Genomic DNA, 26,324 nt, shown 5'->3' with positions numbered 1-26,324 from the left:
GACGGCTGGCTCAGGGCACGCTGTGGTGTCCGCCGGCCGCCCCGCCCGGCCGCATCTGCGCGACCTGCTGGCACGCGGCGGCGCAGCGGCGGCACTCGTCGGCGCAGGCCTTCATCTGCGCGTCGCCCGTGAACCTGTCACAGTTCTGAGCGCAGAGCTCGCAGATGCTCGCGCACGCGGCCGTGACCTGGTTGTGCTGCGGCGAGCTGCGCAGCAGCATCGTCGCGGTCGTCTCGCAGATCTCGGCGCAATCCTGCATGAGCCGCAGGTGCGAAGGCTCCACGTGGGAGCCGCCCATCTGGAGGCAGTGCTGGATCGTCTGGACGCAGATCGACTGGCAGCTCTGGGCCTCGGTGGCCGTGTCCACGAAAGCCTTGCTCGAAGCGGTGCCCTTGTGCGTCATGTGTCCCTCCTTGATTCCAATGATGCTTCTCGACGATTCGTGATCTCATGTCGTGTGCGCCTGACATGAGCCCGGCCGCCGGGTCGACAGGCTTGTCGAACTGGCCAGATCCCTCATGTCGGACTGGCCAGATTTTTCATGTCGGAGCGCTCCGCAACCGAGGCTCGGAAGGAGGCTGAACGAGCCTCCGATGTCCCGAATGCTCTCGTGTCATCCTGCTCGCGCGTGCGGTGAGCGGCTCACGGGCCGCTGCTCGGAGCGGGCCTGGGCGGACGGGATTCGACAGGGACGATGGATTCGATGTGACCGGTACGGTCACGTGCGCCCGACCGGGCGACCAGGCCGCCCGGTCGAGCGCGGGTGTCAGCCCGCGCGCCCGAACCGCCGGAGCCGCAGGGAGCTGAGGAGCACCGAGACGCTCGACAGGCTCATGGCCGCGCTCGCGAGGACCGGCGACAGGAGCCAGCCGGTCAGCGGGTAGAGCGCGCCGGCCGCGATCGGGATGCCGACCACGTTGTAGACGAACGCCCAGAAGAGGTTCTGGCGGATGGTCCGCAGCGTCGCGCGCGCCAGCCCGAGCGCGGTGGGCAGGGCGGCGATGCCGCCGCGCAGCAGCGCGACGTCGGCCGCGGCGACCGCGATGTCGGTGCCGCTCGCGACCGCGATCCCCACGTGGGCGCCGGCGAGGGCGGGCGCGTCGTTGATGCCGTCGCCGACCATCGCGACGACGCGCCCGCGCTCCCGCTCCTCGCGCACGACGCGGGCCTTGTCCTCGGGGCGGACCTCGGCGAGCACCTCGTCGATCCCGAGCTCTCGCGCCGCCGCGCGCGCGGTCGCCCCGCGGTCGCCGGTCACCATCGCGACCCGCACGCCGAGCCGGTGCAGCGCGGCGACGGCCTCCTTGGCCTCGGGGGTCGGCAGATCGGCGACCGCGACAAGGCCGGCGAGGCGGCCGTCGACGGCGACGAACGACGGGGTGTTCCCGGACCGGGCGAGGTCCTCGGCGAGCTCCTCGAGCGGCGCGGCGTCGATCCCGAGCTCGGCGAGGTACCGCGCCGTGCCGATGCGCACCTCCCGCCCCTCGACGCGGGCGACCACGCCGCGGCCGGCGTCGGCGCGGAAGGCCTCGGGCGCGGCGAGCGGGAGGTTCCGGGCGCGCGCGCCCTCGACGAGCGCCTTCGCGACCGGGTGCTCGCTGCCGAGCTCGGCCGACCCGACGAGGCGCAGGAGCTCGTCCTCCGGGACGTCCGCCAGCGCCTTCACCGCCGCGAGCTGCGGCCGCCCCGCGGTGAGCGTGCCCGTCTTGTCCACGAGGACGGTATCGACGCGGCTCGCGGCCTCGAGCGCCGCGCCGCCCTTCACGAGCACGCCGAGCTCGGCGCCGCGCCCGGTGCCCACGGCCACGGCGGCGGGCGTCGCGAGGCCCAGGGCGCAGGGGCAGGCGATCACGAGGACGGCGACGAACCGCTCGACCGCGGCGGCGAGCCCCGCCGCGCTCGGGTCCACCGCCACCCAGGCGACGAACGCGAGCGCGGCGATGCCGAGGACCACCGGGACGAAGACGCCGCTCACGGTGTCGGCGAGGCGCGCGATGGGCGCCTTCGAGCCTTGCGCCTGCTCGACCGCCTCGACGATGCGGGCGAGCGCGGTGTCGGCGCCGGTCTTCGTGATCCGCACCGTGAGCTGTCCGCTCTGGTTCAGCGTGCCGCCGAACACGGCCGCGCCGGCGCTCTTGTCGACGGGGAGGCTCTCGCCCGTGAGCATCGACTCGTCGACCGCCGAGGCGCCCGCGACGACCTCGCCGTCGCTCGGCATCCGCTCTCCCGGACGGACGCGGACGAGATCGCCGGGCGAGAGCGCCGCGGCCGGGATCTCCTCTTCCCGATCGCCGCGCAGGCGCCGCGCCGTCTTCGGCTGGAGCGCGACGAGCCCGCGCACCGCGTCGGTGAGCCGCTTGCGGGCGCGCGTCTCGAGGAGCTTGCCGAGCAGGACGAAGGTGATGATGGCCCCGGCCGCCTCGAAGTAGACGTGCGGCCGAGCGCCGTGCTCGGCGTGGGGGAAGAGCTGCGGCGCGACGACCGCGATCGCCGAGTAGACCCACGCGGCGCCGGTCCCGAGGGCCACGAGGGTGTTCATGTCGGCCGCCCGGTGCCGGAGCGCGGCCCAGGCGAGCCGGAAGAACCTGCGGCCGGGGCCGACGACCACCGCGGTCGCGAGGGCGAGCTGGATGAACCGGCCGATGGTGCCGTCCGCGCCCGGGATGCGGCCGTGCGACATGCCGAGGACGAGCAGCGGGACCGAGAGGGCGAGCGAGATCGCGAAGTCCCGGACGAGGGCGCGCCGCTCGCCGTCGAGGCTCTCCTCGGCGGCGGCCGTCCGGTCGACAGGAGCAACGGTGGTGCTGCCCGGCGCGGCGCTGCCCTCCGGGACGCTGTAGCCCGCGCCCTCGATGGCGGCGACGAGCATCCTGGCGGACGCGACGGCCGGGTCGAAGGTGACCCTGGCCGTACGGGTCACGAGGTTGACCTTCGCGTCGCTGACGCCGGGTACAGCGAGCAAGGCGCGCTCGACGCGCCGGACGCAGGCGGCGCAGGTCATGCCCTCGACGGGCAGGTCGATGCGGCCGGCGGCGGCCCCATCGGTGTCCTGGGGGGCGGGAACGGAGACGGATGCGGTCGACATGATCACCTCTCTGTCGACCGGTGCAGACGGAGGGGCATCCCGCGGATTACGCGAAGAGCGCTGGCGCTCACCGGGGCGCTGACGGCGCGGCCGGTAGGTCCGGGGCTGAGGGGACTTCGCTCGGCTCCGCCGGCGAACGCGGCGGCTCGTGCGCGGTGTAATGAACCCCGACGGCTGCGTCTTCAGGGAGGAGCGGCCCGCGGGTGGCGGGCTCGAATCCGCGCGTGCGGCCGAGGCGCCACGGGCCGAGGGCGATCAGGGCCCCGCACGCGTCGGCGGCGCGCTCGTGACGCCTGCCACCGGCCGCCGCCCTCGACGACTCCGACCCACGAGACCCAGGGGACGCCATGAACCAGCTCGATCCCGACAAAGCACGCACCGCCGTCACGTACTCCGCCGCCGCGGACCACTTCGACGACCCGCCGCTCGCCTTCTGGGCCCGCATCGGCGAGCGCACCGTCGAGCGTGCCCGCCTGGAGCCCGGTTACCGCGTCCTCGACGTCTGCTCCGGCACCGGCGCGTCCGCCATCCCCGCCGCGCGAGCCGTCGGACCCACGGGCTCCGTGCTCGCCGTGGATCTCGCCGATGCGTTGCTCGACCGCGGGCGCGCCAAGGCCCGCGCGCTGGGGCTGTCGAACGTCGACTTCCGCTGCGCCGACGTCGAGGGGCTCGATCTGCCGCCCGAAGGCTTCGATGCCGTCGTCTGCGTCTTCGGCATCTTCTTCATGCCGGACATGCCCGCCGCCGTGCGCCGGCTCTGGCGATGGCTCAAGCCCGGCGGCACGCTCGCGATCACCACCTGGGGTAAAGACGTGCTCGAGCCCGGCAACACCGCGTTCTGGGGCGCGATCAAGGCCCACCGCCCCGACGTCTACAAGACCTTCCGGCCGTGGGAGCGCATCGACACCCCGGACGCGCTGCGCGCCATGCTCGCCGAAGCCGGCGTCGCGGCCTGCGCCGTCGACGCCGAGCGCTCCAGCCAGCCCCTCGCCTCGCCGGACGACTGGTGGGTCATCGCCCTCGGCTCTGGCTACCGCGGCACGATCGACAAGCTCGATCCTGGCACACAGGAGGTCGTCAAGCGCGACACCCTGGCCCCGCTCCGAGCGCGCGACGCCCTCACCGCCGAGACCAACGCGCTGTACGCAATCGCCAAGAAGCATCCTGGGCGTGACGCGGAGCGCTGAGGAGCGCGCCTCACGCTGGCCGCCTCTCAGGAGCGCGCCGGCGTCGCGCTCACCTGCCGCCACCCTTCGAGATCTTCCCCTCCGTGAAGACCACGTGCTTGCGCACGACAGGATCGTACTTCTTGATCTGCATCTTCTCCGTCATCGTCCGTTTGTTCTTGGTCGTGTAGTAGCAGTAACCAGTCCCCGCAGACGAGACGAGCTTGATGATATCGCGCACGAGGTGATCTCCTATCGTCGCTCGGCGGCAAGCCGGGGCCCGCGGCGGCGGACCACGGGGCGTGCCGGGCGCAGAGCTACTACATCACCCGGAGTACTGATGCAACATGATTGCATCAGCGACGCCTCCCATGACATCATGATCCCGAAATGCTCCGTCGCGGCATGGCGGCTCATGCCGCGGCGCGAGCGGGAGAAGACGACATGATGACGACAACGACCGCCGAGGATCTCGCATCGCCGCGCGCAGCGCTGGGCAGCTCGACGCGCCTCGTGACGGAGCTCGCCGACCTGGCCGAGCTCGCGGCGCCCGAGGTGAGCGTGTGCGTGCTGCGGAGGGGGATCGACCCCGACGTGGACGCCTTCGTGCGCGGGTGGCTGCTGCCGCGGCCGGTCTCCGAGACGCTGCTCGTGGATCCCGGCGCGCCGGACGTCGCGGCGCTGGCCGCCGGAGCGCCTCACGCTTCCGGGCGTGACGCCTTCCTCGACGACGTGCGCGGCCTGATCTCGCTCTTCGCGGATCTCACCGGCTGCCCGCGGATCGGCGTGCGGCTCGCGCGGCCCGACAAGCCCATGTGCCCTCGTCTCCACGCCGACATGGTGACCGTCCGCCTGGTGACCACCTATGTCGGGCCGGGGACCGAGTGGGCAGAGCACGCGGACGTCCGGCGGGACCGGCTCGGACACCGCGCGAACGGCGTCCCCGACGAGGTCTCGGGGGTGCTGCGCGCCGGCGCGCGCCTCCGCCGGATGGCTCCGTTCGACGTCGGGCTGCTCAAGGGCGAGGCCTGGCCGGGCAACCGGGACCGCGGCGCGGTGCACCGGTCGCCGCCCGGAACGTCGCCGCGGGTCGTCGTGACGCTCGACGCCCTGGCTTGAGCGCTACCCCATCAGCTGCACGCTGCCGTGATGGTCGCAGTGCCCGCCGTGCGGGTGGTGCAGGTGGCCGTCGACGAGGAAGTCCACGTGATCTCCGTGAGGGACCGCGGGGTGCCCGCATCCATCGCCGTGCTCGTGCTTCGCGTCATGCCCTGAGCACGCGTGGCTCGGGGTACACTGCGCAGGATTGTCGTCGTCCACCGAGAGGACGTGCTCGTCGACATGATCGCCATGCCGGTGATGCAGGTGGCCATCGTGCAGGTAGTCGACGTGGTCACCGTGACGTATCGCCTGGTGTCCGCAGGCCTGGCCGTGATCGTGCGCATGCTCGTCGTGGGTCGCGTGGTCCTTCATGCTGGTCTCCTTGATCGAGCGACGGGGAAACGCGCCTCGGGAACAGGAAGAGGCTGCTCGCATGGGCCTAGGCAGTCCGACCCCCCGGCGGCTGTCACCCACGATGAATGAGGGTTCCAGGTGACCCAGGCTACACCCGTGGCGTGCATCGACCATCAAAATTTCTCCTGGGGCCGCAGTCGCCTGGACGGGCTCGCCTCTCGGCCAGCCTCGCCGCGCCTCCACGTGCCGGCACACGACCGTGCTGGACGCGCGCGCCCGCACCGAGGAGCCCCCGCTTGCGCGGGGTGCCAGACCAGCGCGTCGACCTCGGCCTCCAGGAACGCACAGCGCACCGGCTTCGCGAGCCGCCGCGGCTCCCAGAGCCGCACGCCGTGATCCCGTGCGCCGCTCTCGATCGACCCCTTCGCGGTCTGAACGCGAGCCGCTCCAGGAGCGCGCTCCGGCGTCGCCCCTGGACGCGCTCAGGCCCGCCCTCAGCGCTGAGGAGTCCTGCCTCAACTCCGCCGCTCTTGTGGCAATTCCCCTCATTGCCGGACCGGACAGACCACGTATGGTTTCTCTCTATGAGTGTCCGTGATCCAGGAAGCGACCAGGACGACAAGGTAAAGGCCCTTGAGGCCGTGCGGTCTCGCCCCGAGGGCATGCACCTCACCACCGATCAAGGGATCCCCATCTCCCATACCGACGACTCGCTCAGGCCCGGCCCGCGCGGCCCGACGCTCCTCGAGGACTTTCACTTCCGCGAGAAACTAACCCGCTTCGACCACGAGAGGATCCCGGAGCGCGTCGTCCACGCGCGCGGATCCGGCGCTCACGGCTACTTCCAGGTGTACGAGCCGCTGACGAAGTACACGAAGGCCAAGTTCCTCCAGGACCCGTCGATCAAGACCCCGGTGTTCGTGCGGTTCTCCACCGTCGCCGGCTCGCGCGGCTCCGCGGACACGGTGCGCGACGTGCGCGGGTTCGCCGTGAAGTTCTACACGCAGGAGGGGAATTTCGATCTCGTCGGCAACAACATGCCCGTCTTCTTCATCCAGGACGGCATCAAGTTCCCGGACGTGGTGCACGCGGTCAAGCCCGAGCCGCACCACGAGATGCCCCAGGCCGCCTCGGCGCACGACTCGTTCTGGGACTTCGTGTCGCTGGTGCCGGAGACGGCCCACATGGTCATGTGGGTCATGTCCGATCGCGCCCTGCCGCGGAGCTACCGCATGATGGAGGGCTTCGGCGTGCACACCTTCCGCTTCATCAACGCCGAGGGGAAATCGCGCTTCGTCAAGTTCCACTGGAAGCCGCTCCTCGGCGTCCACGCGCTGGTCTGGGACGAGGCGCAGAAGCTCGCGGGCAAGGACCCGGACTTCCACCGCCGCGACCTCTGGGAGGCGATCGAGATGGGCGACCATCCCGAGTACGAGCTCGGCGTCCAGATCATCGAGGAAGAGCAGGCGGCGACGCTGGGCTTCGACCTCCTCGACGCGACGAAGCTCGTCCCGGAGGAGGTCGTCCCGGTGAAGCGCGTCGGCAAGCTCGTGCTCCACCGCAACCCGACCAACTTCTTCGCGGAGACGGAGCAGGTCGCCTTCTGCGTTCAGAACGTCGTGCCCGGGATCGATTTCACGAACGACCCGCTCATGCAGGCGCGGCTCTTCTCGTACCTCGACACCCAGCTCACCCGGCTCGGCGGGCCGAACTTCGCGGAGATCCCCATCAATCGGCCGCTCGCGCCCGTGCACAACCACCAGCAGGACGGCTTCCACCGGCACACCATCGACGCAGGGCGGGCCAACTACCACCCGAACTCGCTCGGCGGCGGGTGCCCCTTCCTGGCCAGCATGCAGCAGGGCTTCACGTCGTACCCCGAGCGCGTCGAGGGCGAGAAGCTCAGGATCCGCAGCGAGAGCTTCAAGGACCACTTCTCCCAGGCGGCGATGTTCTTCCGGAGCCAGTCCGGGCCGGAGCGGAACCACCTCGTCGACGCGTGCAGGTTCGAGCTCGGCAAGGTGGAGAGGAAGGAGATCCGCGAGCGCGTGGTGAAGCTCTTCGCCCAGATCGACAGCGAGCTCGCCCTCCGCGTCGCCGAGGGGCTCGGCTTGCCCCCGCCGGCCCCGCAGAAGCCGCACGCGGTGACGCCCTCGCCCGCGCTCAGCATCGAGAGCTCGCCCAAGGCCTCGATCAAGTCGCGCCGCGTCGCCGTCCTCGCGGCCGACGGCGTGAGCGCGGCCGATCTCGCCGCCGTGAAGCAGGCGCTCCTGTCGGAGGGGGCGCACGTGAAGGTCGTCTCCAAGCGCCTCGGCGCGCTCAAGTCGGCCGAGGGCAACGCGATCGAGGTCGACAAGTGCGCGCTCACGACGTCGTCGATCGAGTACGACGCGATCTTCGTGCCGGGCGGCGCGGCGAGCGTCGACGCGCTCGTCGCCCAGGGAGACGCCCGCCACTTCATCCTGGAGGCGTACCGGCACTGCAAGCCGATCGGCGCGACGAACGAGGGCGTCGAGCTCCTGCGCGCGTGCGGCATCGAGGGGGCGCGACCCGGCGTGGTCACGAGCTCGGGCGGCGCGAGCTTCGTCGCGTCGTTCATCGACGCCATCCGACAGCACCGCCACTGGGGCCGGGAAGACCTCCAGGCGATCCCCGCCTGACCCCGACGGGCGCCGCGCGAGGCCGGAAGGCGGCGTGTAGGCGGGAAGGCGCCGCGCGAGGCCGGAAGGCGGGTGTAGGCGGGAAGGCGCCGCGCGAGGCCGGAAGGCGCCGCGCGAGGCTGGAAATCGCCTGGTGAGGCTGGAAAAGCGCGCGTGAGCCGGAAGGCGCCGCGCGGCGCCGGCGCGGTCCGCTGGCGCCGCGCGGTGCGTCCGTCGCGGCCGATCCGTCGCGCCGGGGCCTGCTTCTCGTCTAGACTGCCGGTCGATGGTCGAGCTAGCCAGGCACGCCGACCCGGACCAGGCGCGGCAGGCACCCCCGGAGAGACCCACCCGACGCTGCCCCGCGTGCGGCGTCCGGTACCCGCTCGACTTCCTCGTCTGCCCCATCGACGCGACCACGCTGGAGCTCCAGGGCGTGACCGCGACCGACCCGATGGTCGGCGAGCTGCTCGCGGGGAGCTTCTGCATCACCGGCGTGATCGGCGCGGGCGGCATGGGCCGCGTCTACGTCGCCGAGCACATCCGCCTGCCGAAGCGCTTCGCCGTCAAGGTGCCGCACGAGCACTTCGCCAGCCACCGCGAGGCGATGGCGCGCTTCGAGCGCGAGGCGCAGACGATCGCGCGCGTCGGCAACGAGCACGTGATCGACGTCGTCGACGTGGTGCGCCTCAAGGATGGGCGCCCGTGCATGGTGACCGAGCTGCTCAAGGGCGAGGACCTCGGCAGCCTCCTCGATCAGGTCGGCAAGCTGCCGCTCCCGACCGCCATCACCATCTCGCGCCAGGTCTGCCGGGGCCTCGCCGCGGCCCACGCGGCCGGCGTCGTCCACCGCGATCTCAAGCCGTCGAACCTGTTCCTCGTCCGGCGCGAGGGGGGCAGCATCCACGTGAAGATCCTCGATTTCGGGGTGGCCAAGGTGCTCGACGGCGCCGATCTCACCCGCACGGGCTCGGTCGTCGGCACGCCGCAGTACATGGCGCCGGAGCAGGCGCGAGGCTCGGCCGACGTCGACTCCCGCGCGGACATCTACGCGGTCGGCGCCGTGCTCTACCGCATGCTCACCGGCGAGCGCCCCTTCCCCGAGGAGGAGCCGGCCCGGACCATGATCCGCCTGCTCACCGAGGATCCGCGGCGCCCGCGCGACATCGACAAGAACATCCCGGAGGGGCTCGAGGCGCTGGTCCAGCGCGCCATGGCCCGGACGCGCGAGGATCGGCCGCCGTCCGCGCAGGAGCTCGATCGCCTGCTCGCGGACTTCGACATGCAGGACCCGTTCGGGCCGGCGCGCGCGCTCGCCACGGCCGTGACCGAGGGCGCCCCGAACGACGAGATCGCGACGGTGGTCATCCCGAACGCCCAGGGGCAGACGGCGGACGACGTGACGCGCAGGGCGCGGCGCGCCCGGCCGGTCGCGCTGCTCCTGTCCTTCGCGGTGAGCCTCGCCGCGGGCGCGGCGGTCTTCACGAGCGCGGCGATGGTCCTGCGCATGGTCTACGGCATCACCGAGCGGCGGGCGCTCAGCGAGACGGAGATCCTCATCGCCGGGGGCGTCGCGGGGGCGCTCTCGCTCGTCGCGCTCGCCGGCACGATCCGGGTCGTCATCGGGCGCTGGCGGAGCGGGCCGGCCATGGAGCGCCTCGGCAAGGGGCTCCTCTCGGCGCTCGGGTGGCTGTTCCTCTCGTGCGGCGTCCTCGCGCTCGGCGCCGCGGCCTACAACGCGTTCGCGCTGCCGATCCCCGCGCTCGGGCTCGAGCCGAGCGACTGGCTTGGTTGGGTCGACGTCGGCGTGGTCGCGCTGCCGACGCTGATGGCGCTCGTCGCGCTCGGCGTGGCGCTGCGGCGGGTCACGCGCGTGTCTTGACAGCCGCGCTCGCCGGGGGGCGGCGAAATCCGTTCATCCCGCGAGCCCGTCGATATTCTCTCATGCATTCGACAGCTTGTAAATAAGCGGTTGAATCGGCGAGATCCCCGTGCCCGCGAAGCACCCCACGAGGAGGCGAGATCATGTCCGCACGATTCAGGCCCGAGGTGTATGCCGTCGATTTCGGTACCTCCAACTCGCTGCTCTCGGCGGCCAGCGCGGAGGCGACCTGCCCGCCCATCCCGCTCGACGACGCGGCGTCCGACCCGACCGTCCTCCGCAGCCTGCTCTTCTTCGGGCAGCAGCAGTTCTCCTGCGGGGCGGCCGCGATCGGCGACTTCGTCGCGAACGGCATGCAGGGCCGCTTCATCCGATCGATCAAGAAATACCTGCCCGACCGGAGCTTCTCCGGCACGCAGATCGGTCACCGGCTGGTCACCATCGAGGACCTGATCGGCCGCTTCCTGCGGGAGATGCGCGACCGGGCGAACCGCCACTTCGACGCGGACGTCGGCCGCGTCGTGCTGGGCAGGCCGGCGAAGTTCGCGACCGACCCGGCGGACGACCGCCTCGCCGAGGAGCGGCTCGAGCGGGCGGCGCGGATCGCCGGCTTTCGCGAGGTCTTCTTCTGCCCCGAGCCGGTCGCGGCCGCGCACGACTTCCACCTGGAGCTCGACCGTGGGGCCGTCGTCCTCGTCGCCGACTTCGGCGGCGGGACGTCCGACTACACGATCGTCAGGATGCGGCCGGAAGGGTTCGCGCCGTCCGACGTGCTCTCGCTCGGCGGCGTCTCCATCGCCGGGGACGCGCTCGACGGCAGCCTCATGCGCCACAAGATCGCCCGCCACTTCGGCGCCGAGGTCACCTACCGCGTCCCGCTCGGCTCGAACCAGCTGACCATGCCCCGGCCCATCGTCGAGAAGCTCTGCTCCCCGGCCGACATGACGGTGCTCCAGCACCGCGACGTGCTCGCCTTCCTCCGCGACGTGAAGGCGTGGTCGCTCGGGGCCGAGGACCGGCAGCGCATGGACAACCTGCTCTGCCTGGTGGAAGACGCGCTGGCGTTCCGCGTGTTCGAGGAGATCGAGCGCAGCAAGTGCGCGCTGTCCAGCGAGGCGGTCGCGGAGTTCCGCTTCGATTACCCGTCCATGCACCTCCGCGAGCGCATCGCCCGGGAAGAATTCGAGGCCGGGAGCGAGCGGCAGATCGACGCGATCCTACGGGCGCTCGACCAGACGGTGCAGGACGCCGGCCTGTCGTTCGACGCGGTCGACGTCGTGTGCTGCACGGGCGGGACCGCCAGGGTGCCGGCGCTCCGGCGCGGCATCGAGCGGCGGTTCGGCCAGGGCAAGGTGCGGCAGCTGCGGAGCTTCCACTCGGTCGTGCAGGGGCTGGCCGAGCGGGCGCGCGGCCTCGCCGCCGCGTCCGCCTGAAGGGGCGCCGGGCGCGCCCGGCGGGAACGAGGCCTCGCCAGGCGAGGACGAGGCCGCGCGCGGCGAGGGGGCGGCCGCGCCGCGCGCCGAGGCCGCGGGGCCGCCGAGCCAGCGGGGATCGCCCTCGACGACCCACGGGTACGCCTCGTGGAGCGCGCGCTCCATCCGGCCGCCATAGCTGTGGCCGGCGCCCTCGGCGTGCAGGACGCGCGCGGCGACGCCGCCGCGCTCGAGCGTCGTCTGCGTCTTGCGCGCCTGCGCCGCGCAGTCCGCCCGCCCGCACGCGAGCAGCACCCGCGCCCCGCCGCCGGTGCGAAAGCGTCGCGCGGTGCCCAGCGTCCACTCGCCGAAGCCGCCGTAGCCGCCCTCGATCAGCGCCGCCCGCGCGAAGCGGGCGGGGTGCCCGGGCAAGAGCAGCGCGCCCATGATCGCCCCCTGCGAGAACCCCGCGTAGATCGGGTCGCGGAGATCCACCCGGTCCCCGAAGCGGTCCGACAGCGCCGAGACCGCCGCGGCGACCTCGCGGCTCAGCGCGTGGTGGTCCGGGTAATAGAAGATCCGACCGCCGTCCGGCATGCGGGCGTCGATGGGCTTGCCGCGCGGGCAGAGCACGAACCCGGCCCCCCGCACCATCGCGCGCCAGATCTCGCAGTGCCACTCGGGCCGATCGCCCGCGCCGTGCGCGACGACGAGCACCGGCCGCGGCCCGTCGCCGCGCGGCGGCACGACCACCGCGGGCCCGAAGCCGGGGACCTCGAGCGCGACGAGCGAAGGCTCCTCCGCGGGCGGCGGAGGCTCGGGCGCGGGGGCGGGCGCGTCCTCCGGCGGGTCGACGGGCGCCTCGCTGCGGCCCACCGGCGCGAGCGGCGCGGCCGCGCACCCGCCGGCGAACGCGAGGAGCGCGAGCCCTCGCAGGTACACCGCCCGTCGCGGGCCCCAGCTCGGCAGCGCTCGTCGGCTCGTGGCGCTCATCGCACCTCAGAACCTGAACACCCGCAGCACGAGAATCAAGAACCGGAGAAGGTGCCTTATCCCGAAATACATCGAGCACCTTCGGGGGCGCGCGGCCGCCGGAGATCGCCGCCGCGCTCGGCCGCGTGCGGGCGGCGCGCGACAGGCGGGCTCAGCGACGGGAGCGCCGGGCGCCGCGTCAGGCGGAGACGAGCACGATGCGGCTCACCTCGGGGGGCGCGCCGATGCGCGCCGGCGGCCCGGCGGTGCCGAAGCCTCGGTTGATGTAGAGGTGCGAGCCGCCGCGCTGGTAGAGCCCGGCGACATAGCCGTGGGGGAGCACCAGGTCGGCGGGCCGGACGAGCAGGTTGACCTGCCCTCCGTGGGTGTGGCCGCTGAGCTGCAAGGCCACCTCGCCGGCGGCGTCGGGGAAGAACACCGGGTTGTGGCAGAGCAGCACGCGCGGCAGGTCGCGGGGCACGTCGGCGAGCGCCCGGCCGAGGTCGGGGCCGCCGCCGGGCACGCGCCCTCGCGCCCACACGTCGTCGACGCCGAGCAGCGCGAACGCGCCGCCGGCCCCTCCGACGACGCTCCCCCGGTTGCTCAGCACGCGGGCGCCGCCGCGCTCCAGCGCGTCGAGCGCGGCGTCGATGCCGGCGAAGTGGTCATGGTTGCCCGGGATCGCCGCGACCCCCTCGCGGGCGAGCGGGCCGAGCCGCCGTGTGAGCCGCCCGAGGTGGTCGGCATACCTCGGATCGAAATCGATGAGATCGCCCGTCATCACGATGAGATCCGCGCGCGCCTTGCGCACGAGATCCTCGGCGGCGCGCATCTCCGGCTCGCCCACGAACAGCCCGAGGTGGATGTCCGACAGCTGCACGATGGAGAAGCCGTCGAGGCTGCGCGGCAAGCCCGGTATCGGAATCGCGACCTCTTCAATGACGTAGTCGTGCCGCCCGACGAGCGCGCCATACACCGCGCTGCCGCCCCCGATGAGGAAGGCCGAGCCGGCGGCCCCGTTGGCGAGGAAGGCGCGGCGCGGGAGCGCCGGCGGAGCGACCGGCAGCGGCGGGAGCGGCGCGGCGCGGGGCGGGAGCGGCTCGGCCGCGCCGCCGGCTTGGGAGCGCGCCGCCTCCTCGCCAGGGCGGGGCGCCGCGTCCGCGGGGCCGCCCGCCGCGTCGGCGGGGCGCGCCGCCGCTCTGGTGCGCGCGAGCGCGGCGCGCGCGAGCCGCGCGAGCAGCCGACCGAGGTCCACGACGCCGAGCAGCACCGCGGAGAGCAGGACGGTGAGCGAGAGGATGTTGCTCAGGAGCACCGTCCCGCGGACCACGCCGTCGGGCAGCGCGCCCCGCCAGAGCCGCGCGGAGATCATCGCCAGCACGGCGGCGACGAGCAGGCCGGCCAGCGCGCGCCGGCCGCGCGGGCCCAGGCCGAGCAGGCCGGAGGCGCGCCGGTGCACGTAGACGCCCAGGGGGCCGAGGACGGCGAGGAGGATCAGCGAGACGACGAGGAAGCGCATGGCGGGCTCTGCGGGGCAGGGGGGACCGAAGCCTAACCGATCGGCGACGACCGGCCAGAAGCCGCCCCGTGACGGCGCGGCGTCGGGCGCGCCCGCGGGCGGCGCCCCGCGACAGGCGCTCGACGCGAGGCGCTCGACGCCGCCGGCGAGCCCCTTCGCCGTCATGACGTGAGCGCCGGCGGATCGCCATCTCGGGTCGCGCCGCGGGCGAGCGCCACACTCCCCACGATCACGGCAGGACGCGCCCCCCGGCGCCGCGCGTGCTCCGGCGCCTCCCTGCGTCACCGCACGTCCGACTCTCCGCCTGATCTGGGCACGTTGCCTCAGAGAGCGGTGAGACCACAGTCGATGATGCACTTGGAAATCAACCCGAAACAGTTCTGGCCGTCTGCCATGTCACCTTTGGACGACCCCGCCGCACGGGCCCTGTCACGGCGATTGCGCGCTGCGTTGGGCCGGCGTCGATCCCCTCGCAGCGTGCCTTCTCCGTGAAAAGCAGCGTTGCGGGCCTCTGTTGAACGCGCCTGTGACGCGCTCGTGACGCGCGCCGGAGCGCGTCACGAGCGTCGCGAGGCGACGGACATTTCTCTTCGCCGTGAAAAAAAGAACCGCACGGCAGACTTGCGATGAGAAAACGCGGGCATGGCAAAGCCGTCGTTTGTTCTTGCTCCAGCGAAACTGTTGGTCTAGATTCGCCCCGCTATTTTCGATATGTTGGATTTGCCTGGTTTCTTCAGAAGTAGGTGAAAGGCTTAATATGCTGAGAAGGAATTCGCATCAGCTCGGGACGGCAAAGTGGGTTGCGGTCCTCCTCGCGACCGCCGCCTTCGCGGCGTGCTCGGGTGACAATGGCGGTGGGGGGGATCCCAGCGGAGGCGGAGACGGCGGTGCTGGCCCCGGCCCCACGGGCAGCGGCGCGGGCAGCCCGGTGGGCAGCGGCGCGGGCAGCCCGGTGGGCAGCGGCGCGGGCAGCCCGGTGGGCAGCGGCGCGGGCAGCCCGGTGGGCAGCGGCAGCGGCGCGGGCACCCCGACGAGCACGAGCACCACGGCGTCGGGCGGCAACTGCAGCGGGCCGGTCGACATCGTGCCGGCGGACGGCAACCCGTTCTCGGGCGCGACGCTGTTCGTGGACCCGGGCTACGTCGCCAAGGTCCAGTCGTCGATCGACCAGACCACGGACGCTGCCCTCGTCGAGAAGATGAAGAAGGTCCAGCAGATCTCGACCGCGTTCTGGCTCGACCGGATCGAGGCGGTCAAGGGCCTCTCGGCGCACCTCGACGCCGCGCTCGCGCTCCAGAACGAGACCTGCACGCCGGTCACCTCGGTCATCGTCGTGTACGACCTGCCGAACCGCGACTGCTTCGCCGAGGCGTCGAACGGCGAGCTCCGGGTCGAGAACGGCGGCGTCCAGCGGTACAGGGAGGAGTTCATCGCGCCGATCAAGGAGATCTTCGCGGCTCACCCGAATCAGCGCATCGTCGCGATCATCGAGCCCGATTCGCTCCCCAACCTCGCGACGAACCTGGGCAAGAAGGACTGCACCCCGGAGACGGAGAAGGCGTACCGGGAGGAGGTCGCGCACGCGCTCAAGGAGCTCGATATGCCGCACGTGTACCAGTACATCGACGCGGCGCACTCGGGCTGGCTCGGCTGGCCTGACAACCAGAAGAAGGGCGCCGCGATCTTCGCCGACGTCATCGAGGCGGCCGGCAGTCCGAAGAGCGTCCGCGGCTTCGCGACCAACGTCGCGAACTACACGCAGCTGAGCTACACCTCGGAGAGCTACGATCAGCAGAGCAACCCCTGCTACGGCGAGTACGACTATGTCGACGCGATGGCCACGGCGCTGGCGGCCGAGGGCCTCGGGGACAAGCACTTCATCATCGACACGAGCCGCAACGGCCGCGGCAACATCCGGAAGGACTGGGGCTACTGGTGCAACAACATCGGCGCCGGCATGGGCGAGCGGCCCCGGGCCAACCCGGGCGGCGCGACGCGCCTCGACGCCTTCTACTGGGTCAAGCCGCCGGGTGACTCCGACGGCACCGCGGACAAGAACGCCGAGCGCTACGACCTGTTCTGCGGCTACGAGAACGCGGACCAGAACGCGCCGGAAGCGGGGCAGTGGTTCCACTCCTACTTCGTGGAGTGCGTGAAGAACGCCAACCCGCCGCTCTGATCGGCGTCGTCGGCGGCGAAAGGCCGTGACGAGCGCGCTCGATCAGGTTTGATCGAGCGCGCGCCGGCGGCCGGGGCAGGCGAGGAGCGTAGAAAAAAGGGGTCTACCCGCCCGCGGGCCGCGCGGCCGGCCGGAGGGTAGACCCCTTGAGAAGACGCTCCTCGCCTGTCCCGGCCGCCGCGCTGTTTTTGTCGATCGCACCAGGGCGGGTGCAGCCGGAGGGCCGACGAGAGGCGGCCGGCGCGGCGTCGAGCGACGCGCGGCGGGCCGTGGCATGGTGGCGCGCCGTGCACGACTCCATCACGCTCGACCAGCTGCGCACGTTCATCGCGGTCGCCGACGAGGGCAGCTTCTCGGCCGCGGCCAGGAAGCTCCGCCGCGTCCAGTCGGCCGTGAGCCACGCGATGGCCAACCTGGAGGGCCAGCTCGGGGTCGTCCTCTGGGACCGATCGACCCGGATCCCGGCGCTCACGGAGCACGGCCGCGTCCTGCTCGGCGCCGCGCGGCGGGTGTGCGCCGACGCGGACGCGCTCAGCAGCGCGGCGCAGCGGCTCGCCGGCGGCCTCGACCCGCTCGTCTCGCTGTGCGTCGACGCGGTCTTTCCGCTCTCCGCGCTCGTCGATCTCTGCGTCGAGTTCGCCCGCGTCTACCCCACCGTGGAGCTCGTCGTGCACACCGAGACCATGTCCGCCGTCGCCGATCGGGTCCTCGACGGGACATGCCAGCTCGGGGTCGTGGGCCCGGCGGCGGCGGCGCAGGGCCTCGAGCGCCGGCACCTCACCTCCGTGCGCATGGTGCCCGTCGCCGGCGAGGCGCACCCGCTCGCGGTCGCCCAGCGGCGAGAAGGCCGCGTCGCCACCGAGCAGCTGCGCGAGCACGTGCAGATCGTGCTGAGCGAGCGCGGCGGGGCGCGCTCGCCGGAGCAGGCCGTGCTGTCCCCGCGCACCTGGCGCGTCGTGGATCTCCAGACCAAGCGAGAGCTCCTGGGCGCGGGGCTCGGGTGGGGCAACCTGCCAGAGCACATGATCCGCGAGGATCTCAGGGCCGGACGCCTTGTCCGTCTCCGGCCGGAGGCGTGGGGGGAAGACGAGCACCTCCTGTCGCTCGCCGTGGTCCACCGGCCGGCGCTCGTGCTGGGGCCGGCGGGGCAGTGGGTGCTGAAGCGCCTCGTCGAGCTCTGCTGCGAGCACGTGGGCGGGCCGCGCTGACCGCGGCCGCCGCCGGCGGGAGGGCGGCGCTCAGAGCGAGAGGCGCGAGAGCAGCTCGTTCACGCGGATCGCGGCCGCGACGCTCCCGGTGTCGTGCGCGTAGTCCATGGCCGCGAACAGGTGGGTCTGCTCGAGGTCGAGCCGCTCCGGCGAGCGCTCGAGGAGCCCCACGTAGTGCTCGAAGAAGCGGCGCTGATCGAACTGCGTGCGCTTCAGCGCGGCGTGGCGCACGGTCGCGTGCAGCGCGAAGCGGCCCGCGAGCGGCTCCTGCACGAGCCGGAAGCGGCGGAGCGAGGCGAGCGCGTCGCCGGCGCTCCGCCCCGCCCGCGCCAGCGTCGCGAGCGAGGCCTCGTCGATGTGATCGCCGTTCGAGTGCGCCAGCACCGCGAGCATCCGCCGCGCCACCGGCGAGAGCTCGCGGAAGATCCAGGCGACGAGCAGGCCGACCTCGGGCAGGTCGTCCTCGTGATCGATGACCCGCACGCGGTCGACGCCGCCCGCCACGAGCCAGCGGTGGAGCTCGTCGACGTCGGCCGCGCCGCTCGCGACGATGGCGTCGGCGAGCTCCAGGGAGACCGGGTTCCAGCGGAGCAGGCGGGTGAGCGAGGCGACCGCGGGGAAGGGGCTCTGCCCCGAGGTCACGAGCGGCGCGATGACCGGGAAGATCGAGACGCCGGCCACGAGGCAGCGCCGCGCCGTGATGACCCACGTCACCGCCTCGCCGCGGAGGTCGTCGAGCAGCTCGGCGACGGCGCGGTCGTGCTCGTGGTTGTCGAGCACGATGAGCATCTCCCCGAGCGCGCGCAGGCGGCGCCGCAGCGCCTGCAGCGAGGGCGACGGCCCGGCTCCGAAGCGGAGCGACAGCATCCCGAGCAGCGTGCGCGCGTCCCAGGCGCCGACGCGGAACCAGTGGATCCCGCCGGGGAGCTCGGCCGCGAGCTTGTGCCCGAGCGCGCAGGCGAGCGTCGACTTGCCGCTGCCGCCCGTGCCGACGAGCGCGAGGCGCGTCGGGCGCGAGGCGCGCACGGTCGAGAGGAGCGTCGCGAGCTCGCGCCGGCGGCCGTGCAGCGAGGGGGGGCGGGGAGGGAACACGAGCGGCGAGGCGGTCATCCCCGCGCGAGCGTACCAAAAACCGCGCGCGGAGCCGGTCCATGTTGCGGCCGCCGCGCGCCGCTGGACGCCGCGCCGCCGCGCTCACCCGCGCGGGCGCGGCGCGCGCAGGAGCTGCTCGATCGCGCGGGAGATCGGCTCCGGCGACATCGAGGTGAGGCGGAGCCGGCGGAGCCCCTCGCCCTGGCGGCTCAGGAACAGCGCCGGCACGCCGTGGACCTCGAGGCGCGCTGCCTCGGCCCGCGCGGCCTCGAGCTGCTGCGCGACCTCCCCGCTGTCGCGCTGCGCCATCGCCCGCGCGGCGTCGACGCCCGGCAGCTCGGAGGCGATGCGCAGCAGGAGCTCGTCCGTGACCGGCGCGCGCTCGCGCGCCTGGATCCGGAAGAAGCGGTCGACGAAGTCCCAGAGCCGACCCTGCGCCCCGACCGCCGCGGCCATGCGCGCGGCCTGCACGGAGCCCGGCCCGAGGAACGTGAGGTTCCGGAACACGAGCTTCACCTGGCCCGTGCGCACGTGGCGATCGAGGATCACGGGCAGGACCTCGAGCGCGTAATCCCGGCAATGCGAGCATCGAAGATCGGAGAACTCGACAAGCGTGATCGGCGCGCCCGGATCCCCGAGGACGACGCCGTCCTGGGGAATGCCGGAATAGAGGTCGAGGCCCGCGCTGACCGCGCCGGTGGCCTCCTGTTCCGGCGCCTCTCCGGCGCCGGAACAGGCCGAGATCCCGAGCAGGATCGCGGCGAACAAGGCGCCGCGCCGCGCCGCGCCGCCAGGGTGTGCTTTGCGTGAATGAGCGAGTGCGTGTCGTTCGATCGTCTCGGGCTCCATTCGACGACACACGGCACGAACCGTACCCCCGCGCGGCGCTGGGCCGGAAATGCTTTCACGCGCATCCCGGTAAAGCGTGCTTGGCGAGGACCTCCGGGCGAGGAGGGACTCCCCGCCGGCGCGGGCGTTCGACCGGGCCGCCGCCGCGGCCGGGCGCGCCCCGGCGCCGGGGCTCTTGCCTGCACCCCGTCCTATCCGCAATGCTCGTGCGGCTCCCGCGTGTCCTCGGAATGCCCTCAGCTCGGCGCCTCCCTGCGCTGCGACCGTGAACGGGTCGACCCTCCCGCGTCGGGCGCGTCGGGCGCGTCGGGCGCGCCGCAGGATCCCCGGCGCGACAGCGCGATCGAGGCGGGCGCGCCCGGCGAGCCCCTCCGCCCGCCCGATCCGCCGGCCGACGGCGTGGCCAGGCAGCTCCGCGAGCAGGCGCAGGGCGCGCTTGGCGAGCTCCTCCGCGGCTTCCAGTCGGCCGAGCTGCGAGGCGGGGACGCGGCCTCGGGCGGCTCCGCCGCAGGGCGACGGCGGCTCCACGCCGGCCTCGTGACCGCGTTGATGCGGCTCATCCTCCTCCTCTACGCCGAGGCGCGCGGCCTGCTCGCCGGCGCGCCCGACGGCGGCGCGCCCGACGGCGGCGCGCCGCTCACGCGGCTCTTCGAGGAGCTGGAGGCGGAGCGGCGGGGGGGCAGCGACCTCGAGCACCGCCACGGCGCGTGGGCCCGCGTCGCGGCGCTCTCCCGCGCGCTCGAGGGCCGCGGCCCCGGGGGCGCGCGCGGCGGCCTCTGCGACCCCGGCGCGCACCCCTTGCTGGACGGTCGACCCTGGCTCAGCGACGGCGCGCTCCACCGCGTGCTCGCCGCGCTCCTCGTGCACGACGGCGCGCCGGTGCGCTACGCCGAGCTCGAGGTCGAGCACATCGGCACGCTCTACGAGGGCCTGATCGCCTTCGATCTCGAGATGGCCGAGGGCGAGTCGATGGCGCTCCTGCCGTCCCACGTGGTCGTCGACCTCGAGGCGCTCCTCGCCCTCCCGGGCGGCGAGCGGCTCGCGCGGCTCGAGGAGGCGGCGGACCTCAGGCTCGGCGCGCGCCTCGCCGCCGGCGTGGCCGCGGCGGGCAGCGTGGCCGAGCTGTCGCAGGCGCTCGCGCGCCGCGCTTCCCCGCGGCGGCCGGGCCGGATCGCGCGGGGCACGCTCTACCTCCAGCCGGGGCAGCTCCGGCGGCGCGCGGGCTCCTACTACACGCCGCGGGACATCACGCGCCACGTCGTCGAGCGCACGCTGTCGCCGCTGCTCGCGAGGGCCGGCCGGCCGCCGGCGCCGGACGAGATCCTCGCGCTCGCCGTGTGCGATCCCGCGATGGGCTCTGGCGCGTTCCTGGTGGAGGCGTGCCGTCAGCTCGCCGCGCACCTCGTCGCCGCGTGGCAGCGCGCCGGCGCGACGCCGGGGCTCGCCCCGGAGGAGCCGCCGCTCCGCCGCGCGATGGCGCTCGTGGCCGAGCGCTGCCTGTACGGCGTCGACCTCGACCCGCTCGCGGTCGATCTCGCCCGGCTCTCCCTCTGGCTCGTCGTGCAGGACGCGCGCCTCCCGCCGAGCTTCCTCGACGCGAAGCTCCGCTGCGGCGACAGCCTCATCGGCGCCGAGCGCGCGGACATCGGCGCCTTCCCGGCCGCGGCGTGGTCGCGCGGCGGGCCCGCGGACGCCGCCGTGGAGCGCCGCGGCCGGCGGGCCCTGTCGCGGCGGGCTCCAGCGCGCCGGACGCCGCGCGAGGAGCTGGCGCGCGCCGAGGAGCCGGCGCTCGCCGCGGGGGCGACGCGTGACGCGCCGGAGCGCGCCGAGGAGGCGCCGCACGACGCGTCGGAGCGCGTCGAGGAGGCGCCGCGCGACGCGCCGGAGCGCGATGGGGACGCCGATGAGGCGGCGCTCGACGCCTGGATGGCCCTGTGGTTCTGGCCGTCCGAGGGCGAGCTCGCGGCCCTGGCGCCGGGGCCGGCCACGTTCGCGCGCTACATGGCCGCGGCGCGCGATCCGGCCGACCCGCGGTCGGCGCTGTCGCGCCGCATCGCCGAGGAGCGCCGGTTCCTGCACTGGGAGCTCGCGTTCCCCGGCGCCTTCGATCGCCCGGAGCCCGGCTTCGACGCCGTGATCGGCAACCCGCCCTGGGTCGCGTACGTCGGCCGGGCCGCGCAGCCGATCGCGCCCGAGGTCTTCAACCTCCATCTCCGGCGGAGCCCGGCCTTCCATGGCTACCGCTCGCTGCACGGGCTGTTCGTGCACCGGGCCGCGTCGCTGCTCCGGCCGGGCGGGCGGCTCGGCCTCGTCATCCCCACCTCGGTGTCGGACCTCGATGGCTACGGCCCCACGCGGCGCGCGCACGACGCGCTCTGCGCCGTCGACCCCGATCTCCCGAGCTTCGGCAGCGACGCGTTCGAGGGCGTGTTCCAGCCGTGCATGGGCCTCCTCTCGACCCGCCTCCCGCCCGCGTCGCCCCGGCCGGCGGCGACGGCTCCCTGGCCGCTCGCGCGCTCCGATCTCGACGGCGTGTCCCGGCGGCTCCTCGATCGGCTCGGCGCGCTCCGCCCGCTGCCGGCCGCCCTGTTCGGGGAGCGCGGCTTCCAGACGACCGCCGAGGACGCCGAGCGCATCCGGCGCGCGGACGCCCCCGTGCCGCCGTACACCTGCCCCATCCGCGAGGGCTCCGACGTCGGCGAGCTCATCGCGCGCGCGCCGCGCCACCACGTCGATCGCGCGGGCGTGAAGGGCCGCTTCCGGAAGGACGAGGACTGGAAGGCGGTGCGGCTGCTCATCCGCCAGACCGCCCGCTACCCGATCGTCGCGCTGAGCGACGGCCTGCCGTTCCGCAACTCGATCCTGGCCGGCTTCTGCGACGCCACGTGGAGCGAGTTCGCGCTGCTCTGCTACCTCAACTCCTCTCCTGTGCGCTGGTGGCATTACACCCGACACCGGGACGCGCGCGAGGGCATGCCGCAGGTGAAGATCGCGCACCTGCGGGCGATCCCGGCGCCCCCGCCGGCGCGCGCCGACCTGATCGGCGCGCTCGACGCGCTCGGGCGGGAGCTCGGCCCGGCGAACGCGGGCCTGCCTCCGGAGGCCCGGCGCCACCTGGACGGCGTGGTGGCGAGCATGCTGGAGATGACCGAGGAGGAGCGGATCTGCGTCGCGCGCTGGGCGGCGGCGACGCCGCTCCCGCGTCCGGACGGCTGAGCGGCGTCCGGCGACGCGCGGCCGTCCGGCGGCGCGCGCAGGGCGACCGCGGGCGTCCGGCGGCGCACCTCGCCGGCGGCGTCAGTAGCCGCCGTCGAAGCCGGGAGCGTCCTTCAGGTTGAACAGGACGCTGCGGAGATCATCCAGCTCGAACGGCTTCTCGAAGACCGCGGAGGCGCCCAGGCTGCGCGCGGCCGCGTGGAGGTGCGGATCGCCGAAGGCCGTGATCAGGATGACCGGCGGCCGGCGCCTCAGCTCGGCGAGGCCCTCCAGGATCTCCATCCCCGAGAAGCAGGGCATCTGGATGTCGCTGACGATCACGTCGATCGGCTCTGGGGGCTCTTTGCCACCGAGCCAGGGCGCCACCTTGTCGAGCAGCTCGAGGCCGTTGCGCGCCTCGGAGACCTCGAACCCGTCGCGGCGGAGCGCCAGCGCGAGCGTGGAGCGCATGTCGTCGTCGTCTTCGGCCAGGACGATATGCTGGCCTTTGCCGAACAGGCCGCAAGGCGGGACCAAGGGCTTGTCGCCAATCCAGCTTTCCGTCAGGTTCATGGCAGCTTCTCCTTCTTCTCGCCCGCCCCCGGATGCGTCCTCGGGCCGTCCACCGCGGTCCTCGGCGCTCAGCCCCGCAGGATTTGCAGCGCCCGTGCCACGCTGTCCTGCTTTGCGGTGGAGCGGGCTCGACGATGGAGTCGCGCCGCGGGCGGGCCGCTGTCCGCGGCGTAGGCAGTGTCGACAGGAGCCACCTTCCGGGCGGTAGGGGCAATTTGCCGCGCAAGGGGCAGAACACGCCCACCCCGTTGGGGCACTTCCGTGTGCCCTGCCCGGCGGGGGGCCGGGATATCGCTGTGCGGTGGCGATTCGCCGCCGCGCGCAGGGGCGTTCCACGGGGGCGGCGGCGGTCGCGCATCGCGCGCGCGGCGCGGCGATCGACCCGCGCCCGGAGGCCGCTCACCGGAGGGATCAGCGACCTTGGAACAGCAGGAACGGCCGCGGAGCTCGAGGAGCCTGTACAGCGAAGAGGCTGCTGCTCGTCGACGAGATCGTCCGGCGGAGCAGCGGGGAAGGGCGATGCTCGGAGAGGAGGTGTGGAGAGGCGGAGGAGGGGGCCAGCACCGGTCGCGCTTGAGGTGGTTCGCTCGCGGGGGCGCTGGCCTGATGCTCTCGTTGACCGGTCGAACTTACCGGTCGAACTTACCGGTCGATCCTCGGTCAGTCACGGTGCGGCGCGCAGAGGCGGCCGTTGTTGTAGTCGTCGAGCGTCTCGGCGAGGGGCTGGCCGGTCGTCCAGGGCGAGTTCTTGCCGCCCTCCTTCACGTTGCTGCCGAGCGGGTACTGCTTGAGCCAGGCGTCGGCTGCGGCGATGGTGCTCTCGATGCAGCTCGACTGGTTGCCGATACCGACGTTGAGCTTGGCGACGATGAGGTGCTTCGCGATGATGTACGTGACGTCGCCCTTCGTCGGGCGGCTGATGAAGTCGAGGAGCTGGGCCTTCGTGTACGTCTTGCCGCCGATGGTCAGCTGCGAGACCTTCCACGCGCTCGGGTGGTTCTTCCAGTAGCCGGGGGTGCCGGTGCCGGGCGACGCGCTCTGGCAGACGCCGCAGTCGGCCGCGCAGCTCGAGCAGTCCTCGGAGCCCGCCTTGCAGACGCCATCGCCGCAGACCGGCGGGCACTCGCCGCAGTCGGCCGCGCAGCTCCCGCAGGTCTCACCGGCCTCGCAGACGCCGCTGCCGCAGACCGGCGGGCAGATGCCGCAGTCGCTCGGGCACTCGAGGCAGTTCTCGCCGGCCTCGCAGCTGTCGTTGCCGCAGACCGCGGGGCAAGCGCCGCAGTCGCCGGCGCAGTTGGCGCAGTCCTCGCCGGTCTCGCAGACGTTGTTGCCGCAGACCGCGGGGCAAGCGCCGCAGTCGTCCGAGCAGGTGCCGCAGTCCTCGCCGGCCTCGCACGTGCCGTTGCCGCACACGGGCGGGCAGGCGCCGCAGTCGTCCGAGCAGCTCCCGCAGCTCTCGCTCGCGTCGCAGGTGCCGTCGCCGCAGACGGGCGGGCAGACGTCGCAATCGGCGCTGCAGCTGCCGCAGTCCTCGCCGGCCTCGCAGGTGCCGTTGCCGCAGGTGGGCGGGCAGATGCCGCAGTCGACGGCGCAGGTGGAGCAGCTCTCGTCGCCGCCGCAGACGCCGTTGCCGCAGGAGAGCTGGTAGCCGAAGTCCGCGTCGAGCAGGTCCTGGGCCCAGCCGAGCGAGACCGTGCCCACGTTGTCGAGCCCGCCGTCCGGGTCGGCCGTCGGCTCCTGCCCGGCGAGCGGACCGCTCGTCATGAAGTTGTCGGCGGTGACGACCACCGAGTAGGTGCCCGCCGGGAGCGTGTCGAAGAGGTAGAAGCCCGGCTGGCCGGTGTAGGGGCTGTTGCCGGTGACGGTGAAGTCGAGCATCTGGCCGCCCTGGAACAGCTCGACGCGGACGCCGTTGACGCCGAGCTCGCCCGTCTCCGGCTCGTAGAGCCCGTCGGCGTCGCTGTCGAGCCAGACCGTGTCGCCGATCGACGAGTACGTCACGTAGCCGAAGTCGGCGTCGGACACGTTCTCTCCCGCGTCGAGCGACACGGCGAGCGGCTCGTCGTCGGTGGTCAGCAGGTGCCCGAGCGGCAGCGTCGCGTCGTCGACGGCGACGACGTAACAGCCCGCCTCGAGCTCGCTGAAGCGGTAGACGCCGTTCGCGCCCGTCGCGGTCGTCCGGAGGGCGGCGCCGTCGGCGGATCCGTCGCAGTTCGTGTCGGCGAAGAGGTCGACGACGACGCCGGAGATGCCGAGCTCGGAGGCGTCCTCGAGGCCGTCGGCGTTCGCGTCGAACCACACCTTGTCGCCGATCGAGCCCTTCGGCGCCGTGTAACAGACCTCGAGGAGCGGGCGGTAGGAGAGGTCGGTGTGGGCGCTGCCTTTGTACGAGGTCTTCCCGGAGGAGCCCTCCTCGAGGAGGATGCCGTAGCTCGGCGAGACCCCGCTCACCCAGTCCTGCACGAGCCCGGTGAGGTCGACCGAGCTCCATCCCGTGACGTTGGGCACGAACGAGGTGAACGCGGCGGGGTCGATGGCGCCGAGGTTGTTCCAGGTGACCAGCGACTCGCTCCAGGGGGCGAGCACCTGGTGGACGTACACGGTCTTGGCCGTGCTCGTGTAGGTCAGGGCGTAGAACTTGGCCGACGTGACGAGCGAGCCGGCGGGGATGGGGCTCAGATCGAAGCGGAACAGGGCGCGCTTCTCGCCGACGGTGCTGGAGTACCCGGTGTTGACCTCATGGGGGGACGGGACGTGATAGGTCGGGGCGAGGCTCCAGATCTCGGCGTTGTAGATGTCGCCCAGGACACCCCGCTTGATCACGGTGCACGTGGGGGACGGCGCAGAGGTGTTGGCGAGGCTGGTCGCGGTGATGAACAGGGTGGCGAGCGCGGCGGAGGAGGCGATTGCGATCTGCTTCATTGGTAGCTCCTTGAGGTCCTCACGGGTGAACCATTGCGGGAGCGTCATCCGAATAGCAGGCGCCATGACGCACGGGCCAGGCGAGGTCGGTTTCGCGGGCTCCTATCGGACTGAGCCCCGCGGGCCGATCTGGATCAGATCAGGTACGCGGGTGCTTTGGCTTCGATCGGAGAGCG

At 73.1% G+C, this 26,324-nt stretch carries 17 protein-coding genes; 8 read left to right on the top strand and 9 right to left on the bottom strand.

Features of this window, described 5'->3' with window-relative positions:
- Positions 1–10: 10 nt before the first annotated feature.
- A complete protein-coding gene (locus tag WME83_RS46655) occupies positions 11–403 on the bottom strand; it encodes a four-helix bundle copper-binding protein (RefSeq protein WP_437316163.1) in 393 nt (130 codons plus the stop codon).
- Between the two features lie 363 nt (positions 404–766).
- The gene (locus WME83_RS46650) at positions 767–3,085 is read right to left on the bottom strand and encodes a heavy metal translocating P-type ATPase (protein WP_437316162.1); all 2,319 of its coding nucleotides are present in this window, start codon (positions 3,083–3,085) and stop codon (positions 767–769) included.
- A gap of 347 nt (positions 3,086–3,432) precedes the next feature.
- Here WME83_RS46650 and WME83_RS46645 point away from each other — a divergent pair, with 347 nt between their 5' ends.
- Positions 3,433–4,272, top strand: a complete 840-nt coding sequence (locus WME83_RS46645) for a class I SAM-dependent methyltransferase (protein ID WP_437316161.1) — start codon at positions 3,433–3,435, stop codon at positions 4,270–4,272.
- 49 nt (positions 4,273–4,321) lie between these two features.
- Here the strand turns inward: WME83_RS46645 and rpmG are convergent, their stop codons facing one another.
- A complete protein-coding gene (gene rpmG, locus WME83_RS46640; protein ID WP_437316160.1) occupies positions 4,322–4,492 on the bottom strand; it encodes a 50S ribosomal protein L33 in 171 nt (56 codons plus the stop codon).
- A 203-nt stretch (positions 4,493–4,695) separates the two neighbouring features.
- On the opposite strand from rpmG, the gene WME83_RS46635 reads away from it, so the two are divergent.
- On the top strand, positions 4,696–5,370 hold the full coding sequence (locus WME83_RS46635; RefSeq protein ID WP_437316159.1) for a DUF1826 domain-containing protein: 675 nt from the start codon (positions 4,696–4,698) through the stop codon (positions 5,368–5,370).
- A gap of 3 nt (positions 5,371–5,373) precedes the next feature.
- On the opposite strand, the gene WME83_RS46630 is transcribed toward WME83_RS46635, so the two are convergent.
- A complete protein-coding gene (locus WME83_RS46630; protein ID WP_437316158.1) occupies positions 5,374–5,724 on the bottom strand; it encodes a hypothetical protein in 351 nt (116 codons plus the stop codon).
- Positions 5,725–6,290: 566 nt separating this feature from the next.
- On the opposite strand from WME83_RS46630, the gene WME83_RS46625 reads away from it, so the two are divergent.
- The 3 genes from WME83_RS46625 to WME83_RS46615 all read left to right on the top strand — a co-directional run bounded on the left by WME83_RS46625 (position 6,291) and on the right by WME83_RS46615 (position 11,660).
- The gene (locus WME83_RS46625; protein ID WP_437316157.1) at positions 6,291–8,366 is read left to right on the top strand and encodes a catalase; all 2,076 of its coding nucleotides are present in this window, start codon (positions 6,291–6,293) and stop codon (positions 8,364–8,366) included.
- Between the two features lie 265 nt (positions 8,367–8,631).
- Positions 8,632–10,227 (top strand): serine/threonine-protein kinase, encoded by a 1,596-nt coding sequence (locus WME83_RS46620; protein ID WP_437316156.1) that lies wholly within the window; start codon positions 8,632–8,634, stop codon positions 10,225–10,227.
- Positions 10,228–10,370: 143 nt separating this feature from the next.
- A complete protein-coding gene (locus WME83_RS46615) occupies positions 10,371–11,660 on the top strand; it encodes an Hsp70 family protein (RefSeq protein ID WP_437316155.1) in 1,290 nt (429 codons plus the stop codon).
- A 1,150-nt stretch (positions 11,661–12,810) separates the two neighbouring features.
- Here WME83_RS46615 and WME83_RS46610 read toward each other — a convergent pair.
- Entirely contained in the window at positions 12,811–14,295 is a 1,485-nt protein-coding gene (locus tag WME83_RS46610) for a metallophosphoesterase (protein ID WP_437316154.1), read from the bottom strand.
- A gap of 592 nt (positions 14,296–14,887) precedes the next feature.
- On the opposite strand from WME83_RS46610, the gene WME83_RS46605 reads away from it, so the two are divergent.
- Both WME83_RS46605 and WME83_RS46600 read left to right on the top strand, forming a co-directional pair.
- Positions 14,888–16,309, top strand: coding sequence for a glycoside hydrolase family 6 protein (locus WME83_RS46605; protein WP_437316153.1), 1,422 nt, complete (start codon positions 14,888–14,890; stop codon positions 16,307–16,309).
- 287 nt (positions 16,310–16,596) lie between these two features.
- Positions 16,597–17,517, top strand: coding sequence for a LysR family transcriptional regulator (locus tag WME83_RS46600; protein WP_437316152.1), 921 nt, complete (start codon positions 16,597–16,599; stop codon positions 17,515–17,517).
- Between the two features lie 30 nt (positions 17,518–17,547).
- On the opposite strand, the gene WME83_RS46595 is transcribed toward WME83_RS46600, so the two are convergent.
- Complete coding sequence (locus WME83_RS46595; RefSeq protein WP_437316151.1) at positions 17,548–18,627, bottom strand: hypothetical protein; 1,080 nt, start codon at positions 18,625–18,627, stop codon at positions 17,548–17,550.
- A gap of 84 nt (positions 18,628–18,711) precedes the next feature.
- Positions 18,712–19,377, bottom strand: coding sequence for a DsbA family protein (locus WME83_RS46590; RefSeq protein ID WP_437316150.1), 666 nt, complete (start codon positions 19,375–19,377; stop codon positions 18,712–18,714).
- Positions 19,378–19,677: 300 nt separating this feature from the next.
- Between WME83_RS46590 and WME83_RS46585 the strand changes: the two genes are divergently transcribed.
- Positions 19,678–22,674, top strand: a complete 2,997-nt coding sequence (locus WME83_RS46585) for an Eco57I restriction-modification methylase domain-containing protein (RefSeq protein WP_437316149.1) — start codon at positions 19,678–19,680, stop codon at positions 22,672–22,674.
- Between the two features lie 81 nt (positions 22,675–22,755).
- Here the strand turns inward: WME83_RS46585 and WME83_RS46580 are convergent, their stop codons facing one another.
- Both WME83_RS46580 and WME83_RS46575 read right to left on the bottom strand, forming a co-directional pair.
- Positions 22,756–23,226, bottom strand: a complete 471-nt coding sequence (locus WME83_RS46580; protein ID WP_061629380.1) for a response regulator — start codon at positions 23,224–23,226, stop codon at positions 22,756–22,758.
- Positions 23,227–23,886: 660 nt separating this feature from the next.
- On the bottom strand, positions 23,887–26,148 hold the full coding sequence (locus WME83_RS46575; RefSeq protein ID WP_437316148.1) for an SdrD B-like domain-containing protein: 2,262 nt from the start codon (positions 26,146–26,148) through the stop codon (positions 23,887–23,889).
- Positions 26,149–26,324 lie beyond the last annotated feature (176 nt).

The sequence above is a fragment of the Sorangium sp. So ce385 genome, assembly GCF_051474135.1.
Taxonomy (GTDB): domain Bacteria; phylum Myxococcota_A; class Polyangia; order Polyangiales; family Polyangiaceae; genus Sorangium; species Sorangium cellulosum_D.
The sequence above is the reverse complement of the archived record's forward strand: the minus strand, read 5'-3'. Positions and strand labels throughout refer to the sequence as shown.

Bases quoted from the DNA above. Each gene is read 5' to 3' on its own strand.
- WME83_RS46650 (WP_437316162.1), bottom strand. From the start codon at position 3,085: ATGTCGACCGCATCCGTCTCCGTTCCCGCCCCCCAGGACACCGATGGG.
- WME83_RS46635 (WP_437316159.1), top strand. From the start codon at position 4,696: ATGATGACGACAACGACCGCCGAGGATCTCGCATCGCCGCGCGCAGCG.
- WME83_RS46625 (WP_437316157.1), top strand. From the start codon at position 6,291: ATGAGTGTCCGTGATCCAGGAAGCGACCAGGACGACAAGGTAAAGGCC.
- WME83_RS46655 (WP_437316163.1), bottom strand. From the start codon at position 403: ATGACGCACAAGGGCACCGCTTCGAGCAAGGCTTTCGTGGACACGGCC.
- WME83_RS46620 (WP_437316156.1), top strand. From the start codon at position 8,632: ATGGTCGAGCTAGCCAGGCACGCCGACCCGGACCAGGCGCGGCAGGCA.
- WME83_RS46615 (WP_437316155.1), top strand. From the start codon at position 10,371: ATGTCCGCACGATTCAGGCCCGAGGTGTATGCCGTCGATTTCGGTACC.
- WME83_RS46610 (WP_437316154.1), bottom strand. From the start codon at position 14,295: ATGACGGCGAAGGGGCTCGCCGGCGGCGTCGAGCGCCTCGCGTCGAGC.
- WME83_RS46605 (WP_437316153.1), top strand. From the start codon at position 14,888: ATGCTGAGAAGGAATTCGCATCAGCTCGGGACGGCAAAGTGGGTTGCG.
- WME83_RS46645 (WP_437316161.1), top strand. From the start codon at position 3,433: ATGAACCAGCTCGATCCCGACAAAGCACGCACCGCCGTCACGTACTCC.
- WME83_RS46630 (WP_437316158.1), bottom strand. From the start codon at position 5,724: ATGAAGGACCACGCGACCCACGACGAGCATGCGCACGATCACGGCCAG.
- WME83_RS46575 (WP_437316148.1), bottom strand. From the start codon at position 26,148: ATGAAGCAGATCGCAATCGCCTCCTCCGCCGCGCTCGCCACCCTGTTC.
- WME83_RS46595 (WP_437316151.1), bottom strand. From the start codon at position 18,627: ATGACCGCCTCGCCGCTCGTGTTCCCTCCCCGCCCCCCCTCGCTGCAC.
- WME83_RS46580 (WP_061629380.1), bottom strand. From the start codon at position 23,226: ATGAACCTGACGGAAAGCTGGATTGGCGACAAGCCCTTGGTCCCGCCT.